Origin of the sequence: Halopenitus persicus (genome assembly GCF_900107205.1) — an archaeon.
GTDB classification, from domain to species: Archaea; Halobacteriota; Halobacteria; order Halobacteriales; family Haloferacaceae; genus Halopenitus; species Halopenitus persicus.
Genome location: NZ_FNPC01000002.1, coordinates 54,582 through 74,188, shown reverse-complemented (window position 1 = coordinate 74,188; position 19,607 = coordinate 54,582). Strand labels below are relative to the sequence as shown.

Here is a 19,607-nt window from a genome sequence, read left to right as displayed (position 1 = left end):
GCCGACGGACCCGACGTCGTTACTGGATGTGGCCTTCCTCGCGCAGCTGGTCGGCCTCGCTCTTCTCGTAGCGCCAGGTGATGTCCGCCTTCTCGTCCTGCCAGTCCCACGGTTCCACGAGGACGATGTCGCCCTCGCGGATCCAGATGCGCTTTTGCATCCGGCCGGGGATCCGCGCGGTCCGCTCCGTCCCGTCCGCACAGCGAACGGTGACGCGATTCGCTCCGAGCATGTTCGTGACCTCGGCGAACACCTCGTCCTCGTCGGGCATTCTGAGGTCACGTCGGCCCTCGCCGTCGTCGCTCATGGGCCCCGGTTCGATCCGTCGCGGTTTAAAGCCGCCGGACGCGGGCCGACGCGAAACGTTTTCGCGGAGGCTCCTCTCGGCGAGCCCTACTGGTCCTGCCGGTCCTGCAGCTGCTCGCGGCCGGGGGCGATGAGCCGGTCGAGGGCGCTCGCGAGGGCGGATTTCGCGTCCGCCGGATGAAGCTCGCCGGACTCGACGTCGGCCTCGAGGGCGTCGTACGTCTCGTACTCGAGGTCGCCGCCGTACTCGTCGGGGCGCTCGACCACGACGCTGTCGAAGCGGGGGAAGACGTGGTACTCGAAGATCTGGAGGACGGGGTTCTCCCGCTCGTTCCCCTCGTCGTCGGGGTCGGGGTCGGCCGTGGGCGGACAGTACGCCTTCTCGATCTTCGTCTCGATCTCCTCGGTCGAGTCCTCCATCGAGACCGTGACGCCGGTGCTCGAGGACATCTTCCCGATCCCGGAGGCCAGGTCGGCGATGAGCGGCGTGTGCAGGCTCGTCGGGGGCTTGCGGTCGATGCTCGGGAGCACGTCCCGCGCGAGCATATGGACCTTCCGCTGTTCCATCCCGCCGACCGCCAGGTCGACGCCGAGGTACGGGATGTCGAGCGCCTGCATCAGCGGGTAGACGGCCTGGGAAACCTTCACCGAGTCGCCGGACTTGATCTCGGCCATCGCCCGCTCGGCGCGCGCGAGCGTGGTCTCGAGCTCCAGCGCGTGCAGGTCCAGGGTGTAATCGTCCTCGAGCTGGAAGTCCGACCCGAGCACGAACTGCGTCCGGTCGGCGTCGAGGCCGTAGGCGATGAACTGGTCGCGCATCCGCTCGGCAGTTCGGCGGATCTCCTCGAAGGAACCCTTGTCGTTGAGGTAGGCGTGGACGTCCGCCAGGAGGACGGTGACCTCGAATCCGGCCTCCTGGAGGTCGATCAGCTTGTTCGCGGTGAGCATATGCCCGATGTGGAGGACGCCCGAGGGCTCGTAGCCGACGTACGCCCGTTTCCCCTCGGGGTCGTCGGCCAGCGCCTCGATCTCCTCCTCCGTGACCACCTCGGCGGCGTTCCGGGTGATCAGCTCGTAGGCGTCCATACACGCTCGGTCGGGGACCGTTCGGATATGCCTTCTGAAAGCGGGGCCGAGCGGCGTCCCGAAACCGGCGGCGTCAACCGGCATCGCTGAGCCGGGACCGACCGTGATCGGGCGAGCGTGATCGAGCGACCGTGATCGGACGACCGTGATCGGGCGTCCAACGATCCGGGACTCGCCGATGGACGGAAATACGTCCCTCCCGGACGGGAGCGTATGAGCGAGCCGATCGTTGGCGGGCTGCACACCCAGGAGACGATCGAGACGCGCGTCGGCGACGGGACCGCGCCCGCGTGGGTGGCCGACCACTGGCGGACGTTCCGGGAGGGCCTGCTCGGCGAGCGGAACGGCTCCCCGTTCCCGTGTTACTTCGGCGCACGCTCGGTCGAGGCCGGCGCGCCCTTATATACCGCCGTCGAGTCGATGACCGACCCGGCGGCGCTACTGGAGCTCGGGCGAACGCTGCAGACGTACCTCGACGTCCATCGGGAGTACGACGACCACGCCTCGCTGGTGACGTTCTTCAAGCCGCCGGCGCGGCCGCTGTCGGAGGCGGAATACCACGAGCATCTCTGGAACGTGCTCCAGTTCCTCCACGTCCACGATCCCGAGCCGTGGCCCGATAACATCCCGACCGACCCCGACGACCCCTACTGGGAGTTCTGCTTCGCCGGCGAGCCGATCTTCCCGACGTGCCGGGCGCCCTTCTACGAGGAGCGCAAAAGCCGGTACTGTCCGATCGGCCTCGAGATCACCTTCCAACCGCGGGCCCTCTTCGAGGACTTGGACGTCACGGCCGACACCGAAAAGGGCGAACGCGCCCGCGAGATCATCCAGGACCGGCTCGGCGACTACGACGGCGTCTGCCCCCACGCCGACCTCGGCGACTGGGGCCACGAGGGCGACCGCGAGTGGGTGCAGTACATGCTCTCGTCCGACGAGGAGCAGGCCCCGGCTGAGCCCCCGATCGCGATCAGCCGCGACCACCCCAAATCGACGCGGCTGCTCGATGCGGAGCCGAAGACCCCCTCGATCCCGTTGGAGGCATCGCGATGACCGACGACGAGACGGGGGCGAACGCGGACGAGGCGAACGATGAAGGGCCGAACCCGGACGGGGCGAACGATGAAGGGCCGAACCCGGACGAGGCGAACGATGAAGGACCGAACCCGGACGGGGCGAACGATGAAGGGCCGAACCCGGACGAGGCGAACACGGAGGAACGAGACGCCGATCCCGTTCTCGTGCTCGTCGACTTCCAGCGCGGCTTCGACGAGCCCGGCTGGGGCGACCGCAACAACCCCGACGCCGAGGCGAACGCCCGCACGCTGCTGTCGGCCTGGCGCGAGGCGAGCCTCCCGGTCGTCCACGTGCGTCACGACTCGACGGAGCCCGACTCGCCGCTCCGCGGGGACCGGCCGGGATTCGCGTTCAAGGAGGGGTTCGAGCCCGCCGACGGCGACCGCGAGCGCCTCGTCACCAAGCGCGTCAACGGCGCGTTCGTCGGGACCGACCTCGAGGAGTGGCTCGCCGAGCACGGTTTCAGGCGGCTCGTCGTCTGCGGACTCACGACCGACCACTGCGTCTCGACGACGACGCGGATGGCCGAGAATCGCGGGTTCGAGGTGACCGTCGTCCGGGATGCGACCGCGAGCTTCGACCGCGAGTTCGGCGGGGAACGGTTCGACGAGGAGCGGTTCGACGCCGACCTGGTCCACCGGTCCGCGCTGGCGCACCTCGCCGGCGAGTTCGCCCGGATCGAGACGACGGCGTCGGTTCGCGAGCGCGTCGACGGCCGTCGGATCGAATCGACCTGATCCCGTCCCGGATCCGATCGGCTTTTCAGAATCATATGTGTTTAAGGAATTCATTTATATACTATCCGTTCGTCCCGATATCACGTGCGAAAAGGACTTGAAGAGAACGTATGAGTCGGAAAGAGCCGGATCGTTTAATAAGTGATTCAAGCACGGGAGGGCCGAAACGGATCAACCGACGGACGACGACGACGGACGACGACGAACGGCGACGAACGACGTTCGGGACGCACCGCCCGCCGAACGCCGACGCCTGATGGCCGGACACACGACGCGATCTCCCGCCGACCGGCCCCGCTCCATCCGAGCCGCCGTCCCAGCCGACGGCGGCGCCACGCGCGAAATCGCCGCTGGTCCCGCGACGGTCCGGGGGCTCGGCGGGACGATCGCCTTTTGAATGGACCGAGAGAACGACGCCGCCGAGAAAGCAACGCCGAGCGACCGCGATGCCGTTCGGCTCGCAGGATCACCCGCCCCTCACGACCGCTCGGCCCGGTGCTCGGAGATGATCTGGTCGACGAGCTCGCTTTGTTGCCGGCGTTCGCGCTCCTCGGCGCGGCGCTCCCAGTCGTCGATGGCGGCCTCGACGTCGCTCTCGCGGGCGACCGCCAGGTCGTCGACCTCCTGGAGGGCGACGTCGTCGGCCGGCGCGACCGGGACCGACTCCTCGAAGAGGACGGCGTCGGCCGCCTCCGAGAGCGTTCCCTCCTTCAACACGAGCCGGGGCTCCATCTCCGCCAGCAGCGCGGCGGTCTGGCGGCCGGCACCGGAGGCGTCCCGGAGGTAGACCACGTCGCCGGCGGCGATGCCGTACTCGCCGTCGGCCGCCCGGATCGCGTCGCGGGTGAACTGCTCGACCGCCTTGACGGCCACGAGGTCGCGGCCCTCGGCGACGTCGGCGAAGTCGGAGTGGTCGAGCTTCCAGAGCGCCTTGAGCCGGTCGAGCTTCTCGGCGAGGCCGTCGGCGCGCTCGCGAGCCTCGTCGCGCTCGCGCTCGAGCCGGTCCGTCTCGCGCTCGAGCCGCGAGACCGCCCGCCGTTCGCGGGCCTCGATCCGCTCCTGGCGTTTGGCCTCGGAGAGCTCCGCCTCGAGCTCCTCGATCCGCTCGTCGCGGTCGTCGAGCTTGTCGGTCAGGTCGTCGACGTGTCCCTCGAGCCGCTCGACCCGGTCGCGGAGCCGGCGGATCTCGCGTTCCTCCTCGGTGCGGTCGGGCTCGGCGGCGTCGCCGTCGCTCTCGTCGCCGGCGTCGTCGGCATCGGTCCCCTCGCCGTCGTCGCGGAGGTCGTCGATGACCGTCTCGACCGACTCCTCGCTCGAGACGACGCGGGCGATCACGGCCTCCCGGTCGAGCCGCGGCGGGGTCTTCTCGGCGATCCGGTCGAACTGGTCGGCGTGGTCGTCGAGCGCGTATAGGGCCGCCGCCAGCGCGTCCCGCTCGTGGTCGTTGTCGGTCTCGAACTCGCGGGTCCGGTGCAGCTTCTCGTCGACCGGGAGGTCGCTATCGGGGACCCAGCCGGCGGCGTCGAACGACCGGCGGAACGTCTCGACGGTGTCGGGCATCGGCTCGACGTCGGCCGCGACGATGGCCGGGCGGCCGCGCTCGATCACCCACTCGATGACGGCGGCGGTGTCGGCGGTCCGGGTGGAGTGGACGTCGTGGACCGTCCCGTCGAGGCCGACCACGGCCACCGCGGTCGTGGTGCCGGGGTCGATCCCGACGATCACGTGGTCACGCCGCTGCACGAGCGGCTCGTAGGCGATCCCGTCGCGCCGCTCGCGCTCGATCTCGACGCGAACGTCGCCAGCCCGGGAGTTCGAGACGGGGATGTCCTCGGGACGGGCCTCGACCGTGAAGACGGCGTTGGCGTAGCCGCCGTACTTCTCGGTCACCTCGCGCTCGTACTCGAGGTTCGCGGAGCGGAGCTCCGACTCGACCTGCCGCGTTCGCTTCTTCACGTTGCCGTGGATCCGACGGGTGTACCGGTCCTGGCTCCACCCGCCCTTGCCGGTCGATCGGCCGCGGGCGACCTTGACGGTGGTCTCGTCGGTGAAGGCGGTCACCTCGTGGCCGACGTTGGCGGCCGCGAGCCGGGCGGCCGCCTCCGCCTCCGACATCGGATCCGAGTCGTAGGGGATGCCGTGGCGGGAGGCCACCCGCGAGAGGGGTTCGGGCCGCTCGGCGCCGGTCACCTGCACGAGCCGGGTTTCGTCGGGCAGCGACCGGAGGAGCTGGACGAGCTCGCCTTTGTCCGCCGCCAGCTCGTAGGCGTTGTCCGTGGCGATCCGGACCGGCTCGCGGTCGCCGATCAGCCGGAGGAGCTTCCGGCGGGAGACGACGTCGCGGTCGATCCGGGCGATCGGCCCGTCGACGTCGGGTCGGTTCTCGTCGGGCACCGCGGCCTCCTCGTCGTCGGACAGCGGGGTGAGGGTGACGAGCGCGTAGGCGGGCGCGTCACCGCGGACGTCGCCGCTTTGCACGTCGACCCCGAACACCGGACGGTCGAGGGCGCGAACGGTCCGGGAAGTCACGCCCGGCGATAGACGATCGACGGATAAATACTCCACGGCGAGGGGGTTCGGCGGTGGTGGCCGGCGGACCGGGAATCGACGGTGTTGACCGACGGTGCGGGAGCGGTTGGTTCGACCGTATGAACGTGACTATATGACATACCACGATTCGATCCCTAACTTATATACTGATATTGTGATATGAATACGAAACGCTTCGATGCCCCTCTCGATGGACGCGATCGACGTCCTCCACGTCGACGACGACCCGGCGCTGGTCGACCTCGTCGGAACGTACCTTGAACGGGAATCCGACGCGATCGAGACGATGACCGCGACGAGCCCCGAGGAGGGGTTCGACCGGCTCGCGGCCGCGGAGATCGATTGCGTCGTCAGCGACTACGAGATGCCGGAAATCGACGGACTCGAGTTCTTGGAACGCGTCCGCGCGGACCATCCCGATCTCCCGTTCATCCTCTTTACGGGCAAAGGGTCCGAGGAGATCGCGAGCGAGGCGATCGCGGCCGGCGTCACCGACTACATCCCGAAGGGCGGCACGGAACAGTACACCGTCCTCGCTCACCGGATCGAGAACGCGGTGGAGCAGCATCGCGCGAAGCGGCGGGCCGAGCGGACCGAGCGGCGGCTCCGCGAGCTCGCGCGTGAGGCCGAGGACCTCCTGTGGATGTACTCGGGCGATTGGGAGGAGTTGCTGTTCATCAACCGGGCCTACGAGGAGCTGTTCGACCGACCGGTCGCGGAGCTGCGGGACCATCCGCGGTCGTTCCTCGAGGCGGTCCACCCCGACGACCGCGACCGCGTTCGAGCGGTCCTCGACCGGGTCGCGAACGGCGCCGCCGAGGAGGTCGAATACCGGGTCATAACCGACGGCGGGGACGTCCGGTGGGTGTCGGTTCAGTCGAACCCGATCCGCGACTCGGACGGCAACGTCGTCCGGATCGTCGGCTACACCCACGACGTCACCGAGCGAAAGCGGCGCGAACGGCGCTACGAGGCGATCCTCGAGAACAGCTACCAGTTCACCGGACTCCTCGAGCCCGACGGAACGATCATCGAGGCCAACGAGGCGCTCCGATCGTTCGCCGACGCGGACCGTGAGACGCTCGTCGGAACGCCGATCTGGGAGACGTCGTGGTGTCGCGGCGACGAGGACGCCGCCCGAACGACGAAGCGGACGGTCGAACGCGCGCGAACGGGCGAGACGGTTCGGGACGAGCTCCGGATTCGCGGACGGGACGAGTCCCGCGACGGGCAGCGGGAGACGATCGTGGACGTCTCGGTCCGGCCGGTGCTCGACGACGACGGCGACGTCGAATCGCTGGTGCTTGAAGGGCGGGACGTGACCGGGCGGAAGGACAGCAAGCAGGAGCTGCGCCAGCAACAGGCGTTCATCGAGCAGGCGATCGACACGCTCGAGGACGTCTTCTACGTCGTCGGGGGCGACGGCGAGCTTCGCCGGTGGAACGACCGTCTCGAGACCGTCACGGGGTATGGGACCGACGAGATCGCGGGGATGCAAGCGGTCGAGTTCTTCCCGTCCGACCATCGCGACCGGATCGCGGAGGCGATCGCGACCACCTTCGAGACCGGCGAGGTCGAGGTCACCGCCGATTTCGAGACGAAGGGCGGCGACCGGATCCCGTACGAATTCACCGGCGCGCGCCTGACGGGGCCCGACGGGGACGTTCGGGGGCTTGTCGGCGTCGGGCGGGACCTCAGCGAGCGTCGGCGGCGCGAGCGCGAACTCGAGCGGGCGGAACGCCGCTACCGGGCGACGTTCGAGGACCCGAACCTCCTCGTCGCGCGGCTGGAGCCGGACGGGACGCTCCGGGAGGTCAACGAGACCGCGCTCGACTACGTCGAGGCGGACCACGCGGATCTGGTCGGGACGCCGTTCCCCGAGACCCCGTGGTGGAGCCACTCGAGCGAGTTACAGGCGGACGCCAGGGCGTGGATCGACCGTGCGGCCGACGGCGAATACGTCGAGTACGAACGCGAACATATCCGCCCCGACGGCGATACGTCGGTCGTCAACGGCGCGTTCCGACCGGTTACCGACGATCGAGGGGTGGTCACCTCGATCGTCGTCTCGGCACAGGACGTCACGGAACGGCGCGAACACGAACGGGAGCTCGAACGGTACGCCGCGCTGACGCGCCAGTCGCGGGACGTGTACACCGTGATCGATGCCGACGGAACGATCACCTATCAGAGCGAGTCGATCGAGGCCGTGCTCGGATACGCCCCGGCCGAGATGGTCGGCGACCCCGTCCTCGAGTACGTCCACCCGGACGACCGGGAGCCGGTCGCGGACGCGATCGCGACGCTGCCCGATCGCGATGATTCGGCGGCCAAGCGCCTGACGTTCCGGATGCGACACGCGGACGGGACCTGGCGCTGGCTCGAGTCGGTCGGCAGCAACGAGACCGGGACGGTTCTCGACGGCTACGTCGTCACGTCCCGCGACGTCACCGAGCGAAAGCGGCGCGAGCGGGAACTCGAGCGCACCAACGACCGGCTGGAGGAGTTCGTCCGAATGGTGAGCCACGACCTTCGCAACCCGCTCAACGTGCTCTCCGGCTCGCTGGATCTGGCGGCCGAAACCGGCGACGCGGAGCACATCGAGACCTGCCGGGAGGCGGCCGACCGGATGGAGGACCTGATCGACGACCTGCTGACGCTGGCCCGGAAGGGCCGAAGCGTCGACGACCTCGACCGCGTCGACCTCGCCGCGGTCGCCGCGGAGTGTTGGGCGACCGTCGAGACCGACGACGCGACGCTGGCGGTCGACGTCGACGGGGCGATCCGCGCCGACCGAACGCGGCTGCGACAGCTCCTCGAGAACCTCTTCCGCAATGCCGTCGAACACGGGACGGACGACCCCGCCGCGAGCGAGGATCTGACCGTCACGGTCGATGACCGGCCGAACGGCTTCGTCGTCGAGGACGACGGGACCGGATTCGACGTCGCGGACCCGAGCCGGCTGGTTGAACGGGGTATCTCGACCGCCGAACGGGATGGCGGGCTCGGGCTCGCGATCGTCGAGAACGTCGTAAACGCCCACGGCTGGGAGCTCGACCTTGCGGCGTCGGAGTCGAACGGCGCCCGGTTCGAAGTCACGGACGTCGGGATGGCGAAGGAAGACTCATAGACACGCGACGAGGGAAGACCCATAGACACGCGACGAGGGAAGACCCATAGACACGCGACGAGGGAAGACCCATAGACACGCGATCGTGAGTCAGTCGTCCCCGTCGCCTGCAGCGTCCGCATCGTCCTCGGCGTCCGGATACGGGACGTCGATCGTTCGGCCGTCGCCCGGGACGAAACACTCGCCCGGGAAGGCCTCGCGGGCCTCGCGTTCGATCGCCGAGGCGTCGCCGGCGTACCGCGAGGAGATGTGGATCAGCGCGAGCCGTGCCGCGTCGGCTCGGTCGGCGATGCCGGCTGCCTCGCGGCCGGTCGAGTGGGCGGTTTTCCGGGCGCGGTCGGCCATATCGTCGGCGAAGGTGGCGTCGTGGATCAGCAGATCGGCGTCCCTGGCGACCTCGACCGTGCGCTCCTGCGGGCGGGTGTCCGCGGTGTAGACGATCCGGCGACCGGGGCGGGGCGGGCCGACGACCTGCTCGGGACGGACCACGGTGCCGTCCTCGAGCTCGACGGGGTTGCCGGCGTGGAGCTCGCCGAACTTCGGCCCGACGGGGACGCCCAGCTCCTCGGCCTTCGGCCGGTCGAAACGGCCGGGGCGGTCCTCCTCCGCGAGGACGTACCCCTGCGACCGCGTCCGGTGGGACGTCTCGAAGGCGCGGACCGCGTACTCGTCGGCCTCGAGCGCGGCGGTGCCGGGCGCGACCTCGTTGATCCGCACCTGAAACCCGGGGTCGTGGCCCGCGGCGTGGACGAGGTCGTGGAGGTGGCGCTTCGCGTTCGGCGGACAGTGGATCGCCAGGGGCTCGTCCCGGTCGTTGAAGTCCATCGTCTGGACCAGGCCGGGAAGCCCGAGGACGTGGTCGCCGTGGAGATGGGAGACGAAGACGTGGTCGACGGTGAACCCGGTCCCGAACCGCATCATCTGGCGTTGGGCCCCCTCGCCGCAGTCGAACAGCAGCCGGTCGCCCTCGCGGTTGCAGAGGACGGCGCTGGGGGCTCGTTCGGTCGTCGGGACGGCGCCGCCGGTCCCGAGGAAGGTCACGCGCAAGGACATACCCTCAGATGCGGGCGGCGCTTTTAAACCGGTGTCGAAAGGGGGGCTCGCGGACTCGCCCGGCCGGTTCGTCCAGTCACCACCGCTGGTCGACCCGTCCAGTCACTGCGGCCGGTCCGTCCAGTCACCGCAGCTGGTCGACCCGTCCGATCGACCGATTCTTGAGCGCGGGGCGCCGAGGGGGCGGTAATGGACGGACCGCTGTGGACGAGTCGGCACGCGCCCGATCTCTCGGAGATCCGGCAGACGGAGGCCAGGGAGCGGCTCGATCGCGCGCTCAGCGAGCCGATGAACCTCGTGGTGCAGGGGCCGCCGGGCGTCGGCAAGACGGCCGCGACCCGGGCGCTCGCACGGGAGGCCCACGCCGACCCCGACAACGACCTGATCGAGATCAACGTCGCCGACTTCTTCGGGCGGACGAAAAAGGAGATCCGAAACGATCCGCGCTTCGAGTCGTTCCTCGCGGGGCGCAGCGGGATGGCGAAACGCGACATGATAAACCGCGTGCTCACGGAGTCGGCCGCCTACGCGCCGATGAGCGGCGACTACAAGACGATCGTTCTCGATAACGCCGAGGCGATCCGCGAGGACTTCCAGCAGGCGCTGCGGCGCGTGATGGAGCGACACCACCGGACGACCCAGTTCGTGATCACGACCCGCCAGCCGACGAAGCTCATCCCGCCGATCCGGTCGCGGTGTTTCCCGATCCGGCTGCGCGCGCCGACGATCGACGAGACGATCGACGTGCTCGCGACGATCTGCGACCGCGAGGACGTCGCCTACGACGACGACGGGCTGGAGTTCGTCGCCAGCGCCGCGGGCGGCGACCTCCGGCGGGCGATCCTCTCCGCGCAGGCGACCGCGGTCGAGGACGAGTCGATCACGATGTCGACCGCCTACGAGACCCTCGGCGAGGTCGGCCACGACGAGGCGATCCGCGAGGCGCTCGCGGCCGCCGTGGACGGGGACCTCTCCGACGCTCGGAGCACGCTCGGCGGCCTGCTCGACGACGAGGGGTACGACGGCCCCGGCCTCCTCCGCGAGATCCTCCGAGTGGCCCGCGCCGGGTCGACCTACGGCGGGGACGAGCTCGCGCGCCTCCACACGCTGGCCGGCGAGGTCGACCTGCAGCTCGCCGAGGGGCTCGACGACCAGCTCCACCTCACGCATCTGCTCGCGGCGTGGGCGGCCGGCCGGGAGACCATCGCGGTCGACCTGCGGGACCCGGACGCGGCGGCCGCGACGGCCTGATCGATCAACGGTGTGACGATCTCGTCCTGCCTACAATCGTCCCGTCTACAGTCTCCCGTCAATAGACGAAACGGCTCGACGACGGATGGGTACCGCCCCGATCGGGATTGCCGATCGACGGCACAGACACACCGGGTGTCGAGTGTATATGCCGAGATTTCATCGGGTGAAGTCGAAATATTCGTGGTGGGCACACACGCAGAACTAGCGCCTTTATCCCGGATTTGGGATCACAAACAGACACACACCGGGCGTCGAGTGTAACTAGAAGCCGACCATCGGGGAATCCAACGATCGATCCGCCGATGCAGTATACACACGACGCACGGTGTGTGTTCCTCAAATTTGAATCCGGTTCGAGAAAATACAAATACACCAATATTATGAACTCTACCGCCAAAATTAGAGTAGTTACACTCGACAGTTGGTGTTTATGAAATACATATATTTATATACTATACCGGGCGTCGTGTGTAACACGGGACGGCCCTTTCGGGGTCGATCACATCTATGACCGACGAGAACCACAGCCCCCTCGACTCGATCTGGGAAAGCGAGGATCCGATCTTCGCGAACAAGGAGCTCCTCGACATCGAACACATCCCGAACGAGGACCGGATCATCGGTCGAGAGGACGAAATATCCAGCCTCGCCAACAGCATTCATCCCGCGATACGCGGCGGCAAACCCAGAAACACGCTCATCTACGGGAAGACCGGGACCGGAAAGAGTCTGGTCGCGAAGCACGTTACCCAGAGTGCCGAGGAGTTCGCTCGCGACCGCGACACGAAACTCGATCGTGCATACATCGACTGTACGCAAGCGACGACGGAAACACAAGTCGTCATCACGCTCGCGCGCTCGTTCAACCAACCGGAGACGACGGACATCACGGTCCCCCTGTCCGGATTGTCCACCAACGCGTACTACGATCGACTGTGGAACATCCTCGATTCGCTCCACGACGTCGTTATCATCATTCTCGATGAGGTCGACAAACTGCAAGGAAACAACGTGTTGATGCAACTGTCTCGGGCAGGTGAAGCTGGCAAGCTCGAGACGTGTAAGGTCGGCATTCTCGCGATCAGCAACAAAATATCGTTTAAGGATTCACTGGACGAACGCGTCTTGAGCAGCCTCCAGGAACGCGAGTTCATTTTCCCGCCCTACGATGCGAACCAGCTCCGCGAAATTATGCGACATCGAGAGGATGCCTTTCGCGAAGGCGTCCTTAGTGATGACGTGATTCCGCTCGCGGCCGCCTTCGCCGCACAGGAGCACGGTGACGCGCGGAAGGCGCTCGACATCCTTCGAAACGCCGGCGAACTCGCCAAGGAGGACGATAGCGACGCCGTTCGGGAGGACCACGTTCGAAACGCCAGGCAAAAGGCGGACATCGATCGCTTCTCCAAACTCCTCCAGGACCAACCGACCCAATCGAAAGCGGCGGTGTATGCGCTCTCACTGCTTGCGGACGCGAGCGACGAGGAGGAGTTTCCGACGCGCCGGATATACGAACAGTACGAACGGATCACGGACTCCCTCGATATCGATTCGCTCTCACAACGCCGGATGGTCGATCGGTTGAACGAACTGGCGTTTCTCGACATTCTCGGCGTCACGGATCGGGTCGGTCGGGGTCGTGGCAAGGGGATCACGAACCTGTACTACCTCCTCGAGGATCCGACCGTCGTCCAGACGGCGATCGAATCCGACCCACGCTTTTCGCCCGCCAACTAGTACCCGTTTCACCCCCCGGCTAGTAGCCGTTACACTCGACAGGTGGTGTGTGTGCCCCACCAGACCGAGATATGGTTGAAGCAGAACTGAGGTATATACAGGGATAGAAGGTTTAAAACACCACTTAAGCCACATACACACTCGACACGTGGTGTGTCGACGACTGACTCGCGGCGAGGTGTAGTTCCAGTCCATCACGCTTCCCCGTGCCTATTCGAGTTACACTCGACGCCCGGTGTGTGTCTCCGATCGGCGAACCCATCAGAGCGGCCCGCTCGACCTATCCGTCCAGTTTTCACCGTTACACTCGACGCCCGGGGTGATTCTCGGCCTGAACATCGAGAATCACCGCGTTAAGTAGGAACACACCTGTATCGATCCTCGACCTTTTGACGTAAGCACCGCTTACATCCGACCACCGTGAGTACCGATCCATCGACCACACCGAAGTCACACTCGTCCGCCGACCCGCCGGAGTCACGCTCGGACACGAATCCGCCGCTTGCCCGTGTCCTGCCGTTCCCGGTCGTCGACGACGCCTGGCGGCTCGCCCGACCGCCGGCGCTGCTCGGCGCGGCGTTGCTCGTGTTCGTCCCGCCCGCGGGCATCGCCCTGCTCGCGCTCACGATCGGCGTCCTGTGGTTCCACCGCGATCCGCCGCGGTCGCCGCCGGCTCCCGACGAAGCCGCCATCTCCGCCGCCACCGATGACGCCGCCATCTCCGCCGCCGCCACCGATGACGCCGCCCTCTCCGACGAGGCCGAACACGGGGACATCGAGGCCGCCGTCTCTCCGGCAGACGGAACGGTCTCGGTCATTCGCGAGGAGGGCGACCGCCTGCGCGTCGGGGTCTTCATGAACGTCACCGACGTCCACGTGAACCGCGCGCCGCTGTCGGGAACGGTGGAGGCGGTCCGCCACCGGCCCGGTGCTTATAAACCCGCCTTCAGCAAGGACTCCGACCGGAACGAGCAGCTCGTGATCGACTGCGGCAACCACGAGCTGTTCCTCATCGCCGGCTGGTTCGCCCGCCGGATCCATCCCCACGTCGCGGCCGGCGACGAGATCGAACGGGGCCAGCGTATCGGCCACGTCTCGTTCGGCTCGCGCGCCGACGTGCTGTTCCCGCCGTCGGTTGACCGGTCCGATCTGTGCGTTCAAAAGGGCGAGACCGTCCGAGCCGGCGAAACTGTGCTCGCGCGGCCGTGAGAGGGGCGGAGCAGCCGACGATCAAACGGAGCGCTGTCGGCAGTCGGCGATCACACGTACCCGTCGACCATCCCCTCGACGTACTTCGCGATCACGTCGACCTCCAGATGAACCGGGTCGCCGGGGTCCTTCTCCGAGAGCGTGGTGAGGTCGTAGGTGGTGGGGATGATCGCCACGTCGAAGGCGTCCTCGCGGCGGTCCGCGACCGTGAGCGAGATCCCGTCGAGCGTGACCGAGCCCTTTTGAACCACGTACCGCGCCTGGTCGTCGGGGAGCGCGAACGTGAACCGCCAGTCCTCGCCGACTGACTCGATCGCCTCGACGGTCGTGACCGTGTCGACGTGGCCCTGCACGAGGTGGCCGTCGAAGCGCCCGTCGGCCGGCATCGCGCGCTCGACGTTGACGACGTCGCCGACGCCGAGGGACCCGAGGTAGGTCTTCGCGACGGTTTCGCTCGCGAGGAACACCTCGAAGACGCCGCCATCGGTGTCGTCGTTGCCGTCGTCGCCGGTGCCGTCGTCGCCGGTGCCGTCGTCGCCGGTGCCGTCGCCGGTGCCGTCGTTGCCGTCGCCGACAGCACCGACCTCGGGCCCCGAATCCGCGACGCGCACGTCGTCCCCGTACGCCTCGACCGTCAGGCAGACCCCGCTGACGCTGATCGACTGGCCGTGATACAGCTCCGAGAGACCGGGAGCGGCGATCGCGAGCCGGCGCCCGTCCGCGGTTTCCTCGACGCCGACCACCTCGCCGGCGGTCTCGACGATCCCGGTGAACATAGGCCCGCTTCGAACGGGGTGGTGAAGTCGGTGTCGGCACGGGGCCGCGGACACGGTCCCGCCGAGCTTTCTAATTATATCTAATTAAGTTTTATATGGCAGGGACGACGAGGCGGTAGCAATGAGCGAGTACACGACGATCTCGCTGCGCAAGGAGTTCGTGGCGGACGTCGAGGCGTACATCGAGGACGAGCCCTTCGGGTCGGTCAAGGAGTTCGTGAAACACGTCGTCGTCCGGGAGATGGAGTCCGCCGACGAGATCTCCGAGGCGGAAGCCCGCGAGATCGGTCAGAAGCTCCGAGATCTGGGGTATATGGAGTGACGCCGGTGGTTTCGTCGCCGTTCGACGCCGGCGCCGGCGATGGCGTCGGGGACGTCGGGGTTGAGGACGTCGAGGTTGAGGACGTCGACGGCATCGGTGACGTCATCGACGTCGAGACGGTCGCGACGATCGAGGCGGTCGCGACCGCGGAGATCGCCGAGGGGCTCGCACGCGCCTCGCGGGAGGACCTGCGGCTCGCGCTCATTCCGGTCCTGTTCGTCGGGGTCTACGGCGGGGGGCGGCTGGCGATGGATCCCGCCGCGATCCCGGCTGCGGTCGCATCCCTCGTCTGTGGCCTCCTGATCGCGGACGGCCTCTTCTGGCATCCGCCGCGCGACTTATAACCCGGCGGCGGCTACCGATCGGCGATGCGATTCGGGATCCTGGACACGATCGAGCTGGCGACCACGCTGATCTTCGCGATCCCGGTGGCCAACTACGGGGTGATGCGCGCCCTCGACGGCGAGACCGCCGTCGGCGTCGCGATGGTCGGCGTCGCGGTCGCGATGGTCGTCCTCCCCCAGTACTTCCTGGACCCCGAACGGATCCTCCGTGGACTGGTCGGGGGTCTGCTCCCGAGCCGGCTGCGGAACGCGGGCGACGAAGCCGAGGAGCCCGCGGAGGGGGCCGTGGAAGAATCCGCGGACCGGTCCGATGCCGACGGGTCAGTCGAGAAGTGATGGCCGTCAGCGAACGGAGTCCGTTCGGAGCTCTCCCTTCGTCCCGATCCTCCTCGTTTCCGATTACCACTCCGCGATCGCCGTCTCGACCCGCGACCGGAACGACGCCGCCCGTTCGGCCAGGTCGGCGATCGTCGCCAACACGGGATAGGTCGTCTCGCGGTCGGCATAGAGGTACCGCGGCACGTCGGGCGTCTCGCCGGGCACGCGGAGGTCCCGGCGCTGTCGGCGGATGGTCGCCTGCCGGTTCCGGGCGAGCGTCTCACAGCGGTCGCGCAACGCGCCCGCCCGGGCGTGGTGTGCCTCGAGCGCGCCGAAATCCAGCGATTCGAGGTCGGCACCGGCGAGACTATCGAGGTCGCGAGCCAGTTCCGGGAGCGGCTCTCGAAGGTCGGCGAGGGACGCCGCCTCGGTATCGAGCGTGTCGAGGACCGCGACGCAGCCCTCGCGACGATCCCGAATAGCCCGCTGGAGCTCCCGTTTGATCGCGGGATCGAAGGCGGTCCCGGCGGTGAGCGTGGCCGACAGCTCGCGGCCGAACTCCGCCGCGAGGCTCTCGGGATAGGTATCGTCGTAGTCCTCGGCGTAGTGCGGGACGCTCATCACCGTCTCCTCGTAGGCGTCGCGCACCGCGCACAGGCCGGGCGTCGAGGCGGACCGCTCCCCCACTAACGGAGTCGTCGCCGACGTCCGATCAGCCGCCGACGTCCGATCAGCCGCCGACGTCCGATCAGTCGTCCGTGCTCGGGCCGCCGTCCGTGGTTCGATGTCCGCGAGCCGCTTCCGAAAGGCGTCGAACGCCTGCCGTTCGTCGGCGATGCGGCGGCGCTCGGTGCGCACCGCCCGTCGAAGGGCCGCGAGCCGGTCGCCGACCCGGTCGTCGCTCGGTCGCGTCGCCGATCCGGTTGTCATACGCTGACAGGCCCGCCGCACGGGATTAAACGCTTATAAGACCCCTATTGAGTCCCGCGGAACGGTATTCCCCGATCCAAGCGGTACGGTCGACTATATAGATGCAGATCGAACCGCGCGATCGGAGGCCGTGGGGTTCTTTAAAAAAAAAAACCGCGACGCTTGCCGCGCCATAAACGGGGGGACAAAGGTGACACGTAGCGAGCGGAAGCCCACCCCTTCAGGGGTGGGAGGACGTCAATCACTCGTCGATCTCCGCCATCGCCTCCCGAACACGGTCCCAGGCGACGGGCGGATCGAACCGCGCCAGCGTCCGGTCGGTCGCCGCGAGACGGTCCGCGAACCGGTCGCGCCAGTCGGAGGTAGCCAGGGCCGACAGCGTCGCGGCAAGCGCCGAGAGGCGTCGGTCCGCGGCGTCGATCCGCGACGGGAGCGGCGCCGGAACCGACGCGTCCTCACGGGCGGCCCAGCGCCGGAGGACGGCCGACTCCGCCCGAACGTCGGCCACCAACAGCTCGAGCACGCTCGCCCGGACGGTCGCGTCAGCCCACGCGTTCGCTGGCGTCCCGTTCCCGTCCGTGGCCGGTCCGGACGCCGTTGACGCCTCCTTCAGTCGCTCGGCCGTGGTCGACAGCTCGCCCAGCGCCTCCTCGAGGGCGTCGACGTCGTCCGCGAGCGTCCAGGCGCGCTCGGCGGGCGACTCGAGCCAGGACTCGAACGCCTCGAGGTCGGTTGCGAGGTCGTCGGCCACCCGGACGACGCGCTGTGCGTCGGCCGCCGTCTCGCGCAGGTCGACCGCCGATCGGTGGATGCCCGCGGGCGTATCGAGCCGGTCGCGGGCGGCCCCGACCGTCTCGCCGAGTTCGGCGGTGCGACGCTGGAGGGCGGCGAGGCGGTGCTCGAGCGTCCGCAACCGGTCCCGAACGACGACGAGGTCGGTCACCGGATCGGCCGCCGCTCGAACGTCGTCGGCCGCGCGGGCGGCGAGGTCGACGCGCGTCTCCGCGGTGGCGACGATCTGCGACACGTCCGAGACGGTCGCCCTGACGGCGTCGCCGGTGAGGACGCCGTCGTCGGCGAACGGATCCAGGTCCCGGCGGATCGCGGCCGGATCGTGGTCAGCTTCCTCGGCGACCGCCGTGACGACCGCCTCGACGGTCGGCTCGCGTTCGAGGAGCGACTGTGCAGTCGACGCCGCGTCGGTAGCAGCCGGATCGGCGGCGGACGGCTCGGGACGGTCTGTCTCGGTCACGAACGGGATTTCATCATACGCTTATGTATACGTTCCGTCAGAACCGATCGTTACGGACCGTTTCACCAAATACCGGTCCGATCGGCTATATAGGGCTCCGGAGCGTTCGTATCTGGACGCGCCACTCAGTAGCGTTTCATACCACTCAACGGGGATATTCGCCGGTCCGTAGCGGACGGTTCCGATCGGGACGGGCCCGTACCGGTCCCCCCGTCTTCGAACGCATCCTGACGCGGATATATCAGAAATATAAACCCGTTTACAAGGACGGCCGGATCGTACTGGTGATGTCAGACCGTAACTGGGCTGAACGCGGCGTATCACGGCGGAAGTTTCTGGTCACCTCGGGCGCCGTGGGGTCGGCCGGGCTGGCCGGCTGCAGCGGAAGCACGGGGACGGAAAGCGGGAACGGCAACGGCGGCGGAAACGGAGGCAGCGGGAACGGCGGTGGAAACGGCAACGGCGGCGGCAACGGAAACGGAAACGGCGACGAAACCGAGACGAACGGCGGGAACGGGCCGGCGCTGCTCACCGCCGAGGGATCCTCGACGGTCTACCCCATCTCGAACACGGGCAGCTCCTACTGGAACGCCAACGCGCCGCCGAGCGACGGCGAGTACTGGGGGTCGAACGAGGAGACGTCCGTGCCGGGGTGGGACGAGATCGAGACGGACATGTACCTCGCCGACTACTTCGCCAGCCAGTTCGGCTTCGAGCCGACCGGACAGCGGTCGAACCCGCCGTACAACACGACGGTCAGCCTGAGCCACTCCGGGACGGGCTGTGAAGCGGTGCGGGACGAGCTGGTCGACATCGGCAACTCCTCGGGACCGATCACGGCGGAGCTCGGGATCAGCGAGTCGGCGGCTGACGAGCAGTTCGTCGACCACGTCGTCGGGCGGGACGGCCAGCCCGTCGTCGTGAGCAGCGACGTCTACGAGAACGGCGTTCAGCAGCTCACCGGCGAGCAGATCCGCGGGATCTACCAGGACGAGATCACGAACTGGTCGGAGGTCGGCGGTCCGGATCAGGAGATCTACGCCATCGGCCGCGCCGAGGGGTCCGGGACGGACACGTCGTTCCGGCTGAACATGCTCGGCAGCGCCGACGCGTCGATGTCCGGCGTCGACACCCGGTTCGGACAGAACCAGCAGGTCGCCGAGGCGGTCGCCAACAACGAGGGCGCCATCGCGTACATGGCGCTCGCGTTCACGAGCGACGCCGTCCAGCCGATCGCGATCGACTTCGAGGGAACGGTCTACGAGCCGGACCGTGACGCCGAGAACACGATCTTCGACAGCGAGTACCCGCTCAACCGCGACCTCCACATGTACACGAAGGTCACCGACGACACGCCGAGCGGGACGGACCGCCGCGAGGGAGCGTTCCTCAACATGTTCTTGACCGAGTTCGGCCAGACCGTCTTCGTCGAGGACAACAACTACATCCCGCTGCCGACGGCCGACATCGAGGCCGAGGCGGAGAAGCTTCCGGATCCGGCGTGAGCATACGCGTGAGCTGCGACG

At 67.9% G+C, this 19,607-nt stretch carries 17 protein-coding genes; 10 read left to right on the top strand and 7 right to left on the bottom strand.

Annotation, left to right across the window (positions count from 1 at the left end; genetic code table 11):
* Positions 1–19: 19 nt before the first annotated feature.
* Entirely contained in the window at positions 20–307 is a 288-nt protein-coding gene (gene eif1A / locus BLV25_RS03395; protein ID WP_021072980.1) for a translation initiation factor eIF-1A, read from the bottom strand.
* 86 nt (positions 308–393) lie between these two features.
* Positions 394–1,392, bottom strand: a complete 999-nt coding sequence (locus BLV25_RS03390; protein ID WP_092730868.1) for a tyrosine--tRNA ligase — start codon at positions 1,390–1,392, stop codon at positions 394–396.
* A gap of 213 nt (positions 1,393–1,605) precedes the next feature.
* Here BLV25_RS03390 and BLV25_RS03385 point away from each other — a divergent pair, with 213 nt between their 5' ends.
* The gene (locus BLV25_RS03385; RefSeq protein ID WP_092730866.1) at positions 1,606–2,445 is read left to right on the top strand and encodes a YqcI/YcgG family protein; all 840 of its coding nucleotides are present in this window, start codon (positions 1,606–1,608) and stop codon (positions 2,443–2,445) included.
* Positions 2,446–2,633: 188 nt separating this feature from the next.
* A complete protein-coding gene (locus tag BLV25_RS03380; RefSeq protein ID WP_256335649.1) occupies positions 2,634–3,206 on the top strand; it encodes a cysteine hydrolase family protein in 573 nt (190 codons plus the stop codon).
* 477 nt (positions 3,207–3,683) lie between these two features.
* Here BLV25_RS03380 and BLV25_RS03375 read toward each other — a convergent pair whose 3' ends face one another.
* Positions 3,684–5,735 carry a DUF460 domain-containing protein gene (locus tag BLV25_RS03375; RefSeq protein WP_092730862.1) on the bottom strand — a complete coding sequence of 684 codons (2,052 nt, stop codon included), beginning with the start codon at positions 5,733–5,735 and terminating at the stop codon, positions 3,684–3,686.
* Between the two features lie 199 nt (positions 5,736–5,934).
* On the opposite strand from BLV25_RS03375, the gene BLV25_RS03370 reads away from it, so the two are divergent.
* The gene (locus BLV25_RS03370; protein WP_092730860.1) at positions 5,935–8,886 is read left to right on the top strand and encodes a hybrid sensor histidine kinase/response regulator; all 2,952 of its coding nucleotides are present in this window, start codon (positions 5,935–5,937) and stop codon (positions 8,884–8,886) included.
* 90 nt (positions 8,887–8,976) lie between these two features.
* On the opposite strand, the gene rnz is transcribed toward BLV25_RS03370, so the two are convergent.
* Positions 8,977–9,939, bottom strand: a complete 963-nt coding sequence (gene rnz / locus BLV25_RS03365; RefSeq protein WP_092730858.1) for a ribonuclease Z — start codon at positions 9,937–9,939, stop codon at positions 8,977–8,979.
* 189 nt (positions 9,940–10,128) lie between these two features.
* On the opposite strand from rnz, the gene BLV25_RS03360 reads away from it, so the two are divergent.
* The 3 genes from BLV25_RS03360 to BLV25_RS03350 all read left to right on the top strand — a co-directional run bounded on the left by BLV25_RS03360 (position 10,129) and on the right by BLV25_RS03350 (position 14,139).
* On the top strand, positions 10,129–11,190 hold the full coding sequence (locus tag BLV25_RS03360; RefSeq protein ID WP_092730856.1) for an AAA family ATPase: 1,062 nt from the start codon (positions 10,129–10,131) through the stop codon (positions 11,188–11,190).
* Between the two features lie 510 nt (positions 11,191–11,700).
* The gene (locus BLV25_RS03355) at positions 11,701–12,930 is read left to right on the top strand and encodes an orc1/cdc6 family replication initiation protein (protein ID WP_092730854.1); all 1,230 of its coding nucleotides are present in this window, start codon (positions 11,701–11,703) and stop codon (positions 12,928–12,930) included.
* Positions 12,931–13,443: 513 nt separating this feature from the next.
* Positions 13,444–14,139: a protein sorting system archaetidylserine decarboxylase gene (locus BLV25_RS03350; RefSeq protein WP_143114387.1), complete on the top strand. Its 696-nt coding sequence runs from the start codon at positions 13,444–13,446 to the stop codon at positions 14,137–14,139.
* Positions 14,140–14,189: 50 nt separating this feature from the next.
* On the opposite strand, the gene BLV25_RS03345 is transcribed toward BLV25_RS03350, so the two are convergent.
* A complete protein-coding gene (locus tag BLV25_RS03345) occupies positions 14,190–14,915 on the bottom strand; it encodes a riboflavin synthase (protein WP_092730850.1) in 726 nt (241 codons plus the stop codon).
* A gap of 121 nt (positions 14,916–15,036) precedes the next feature.
* Between BLV25_RS03345 and BLV25_RS03340 the strand changes: the two genes are divergently transcribed.
* From BLV25_RS03340 to BLV25_RS03330, 3 genes are read left to right on the top strand one after another with little or no spacing between them, the layout of a single operon-like run.
* Positions 15,037–15,237, top strand: coding sequence for a hypothetical protein (locus tag BLV25_RS03340; RefSeq protein WP_021072996.1), 201 nt, complete (start codon positions 15,037–15,039; stop codon positions 15,235–15,237).
* A 5-nt stretch (positions 15,238–15,242) separates the two neighbouring features.
* Positions 15,243–15,581 (top strand): hypothetical protein, encoded by a 339-nt coding sequence (locus BLV25_RS17795; protein ID WP_256335642.1) that lies wholly within the window; start codon positions 15,243–15,245, stop codon positions 15,579–15,581.
* A 24-nt stretch (positions 15,582–15,605) separates the two neighbouring features.
* Entirely contained in the window at positions 15,606–15,917 is a 312-nt protein-coding gene (locus BLV25_RS03330) for a DUF7533 family protein (RefSeq protein WP_092730848.1), read from the top strand.
* Positions 15,918–15,980: 63 nt separating this feature from the next.
* Here BLV25_RS03330 and BLV25_RS03325 read toward each other — a convergent pair whose 3' ends face one another.
* Together BLV25_RS03325 and BLV25_RS03320 are read right to left on the bottom strand one after the other, a co-directional pair.
* The gene (locus BLV25_RS03325) at positions 15,981–16,829 is read right to left on the bottom strand and encodes a DUF7260 family protein (protein WP_092730847.1); all 849 of its coding nucleotides are present in this window, start codon (positions 16,827–16,829) and stop codon (positions 15,981–15,983) included.
* A gap of 241 nt (positions 16,830–17,070) precedes the next feature.
* Positions 17,071–18,081 carry a hypothetical protein gene (locus BLV25_RS03320; protein ID WP_092730845.1) on the bottom strand — a complete coding sequence of 337 codons (1,011 nt, stop codon included), beginning with the start codon at positions 18,079–18,081 and terminating at the stop codon, positions 17,071–17,073.
* A 287-nt stretch (positions 18,082–18,368) separates the two neighbouring features.
* On the opposite strand from BLV25_RS03320, the gene BLV25_RS03315 reads away from it, so the two are divergent.
* The gene (locus tag BLV25_RS03315; protein WP_092730843.1) at positions 18,369–19,586 is read left to right on the top strand and encodes a substrate-binding domain-containing protein; all 1,218 of its coding nucleotides are present in this window, start codon (positions 18,369–18,371) and stop codon (positions 19,584–19,586) included.
* The last annotated feature ends 21 nt before the right edge of the window (positions 19,587–19,607 follow it).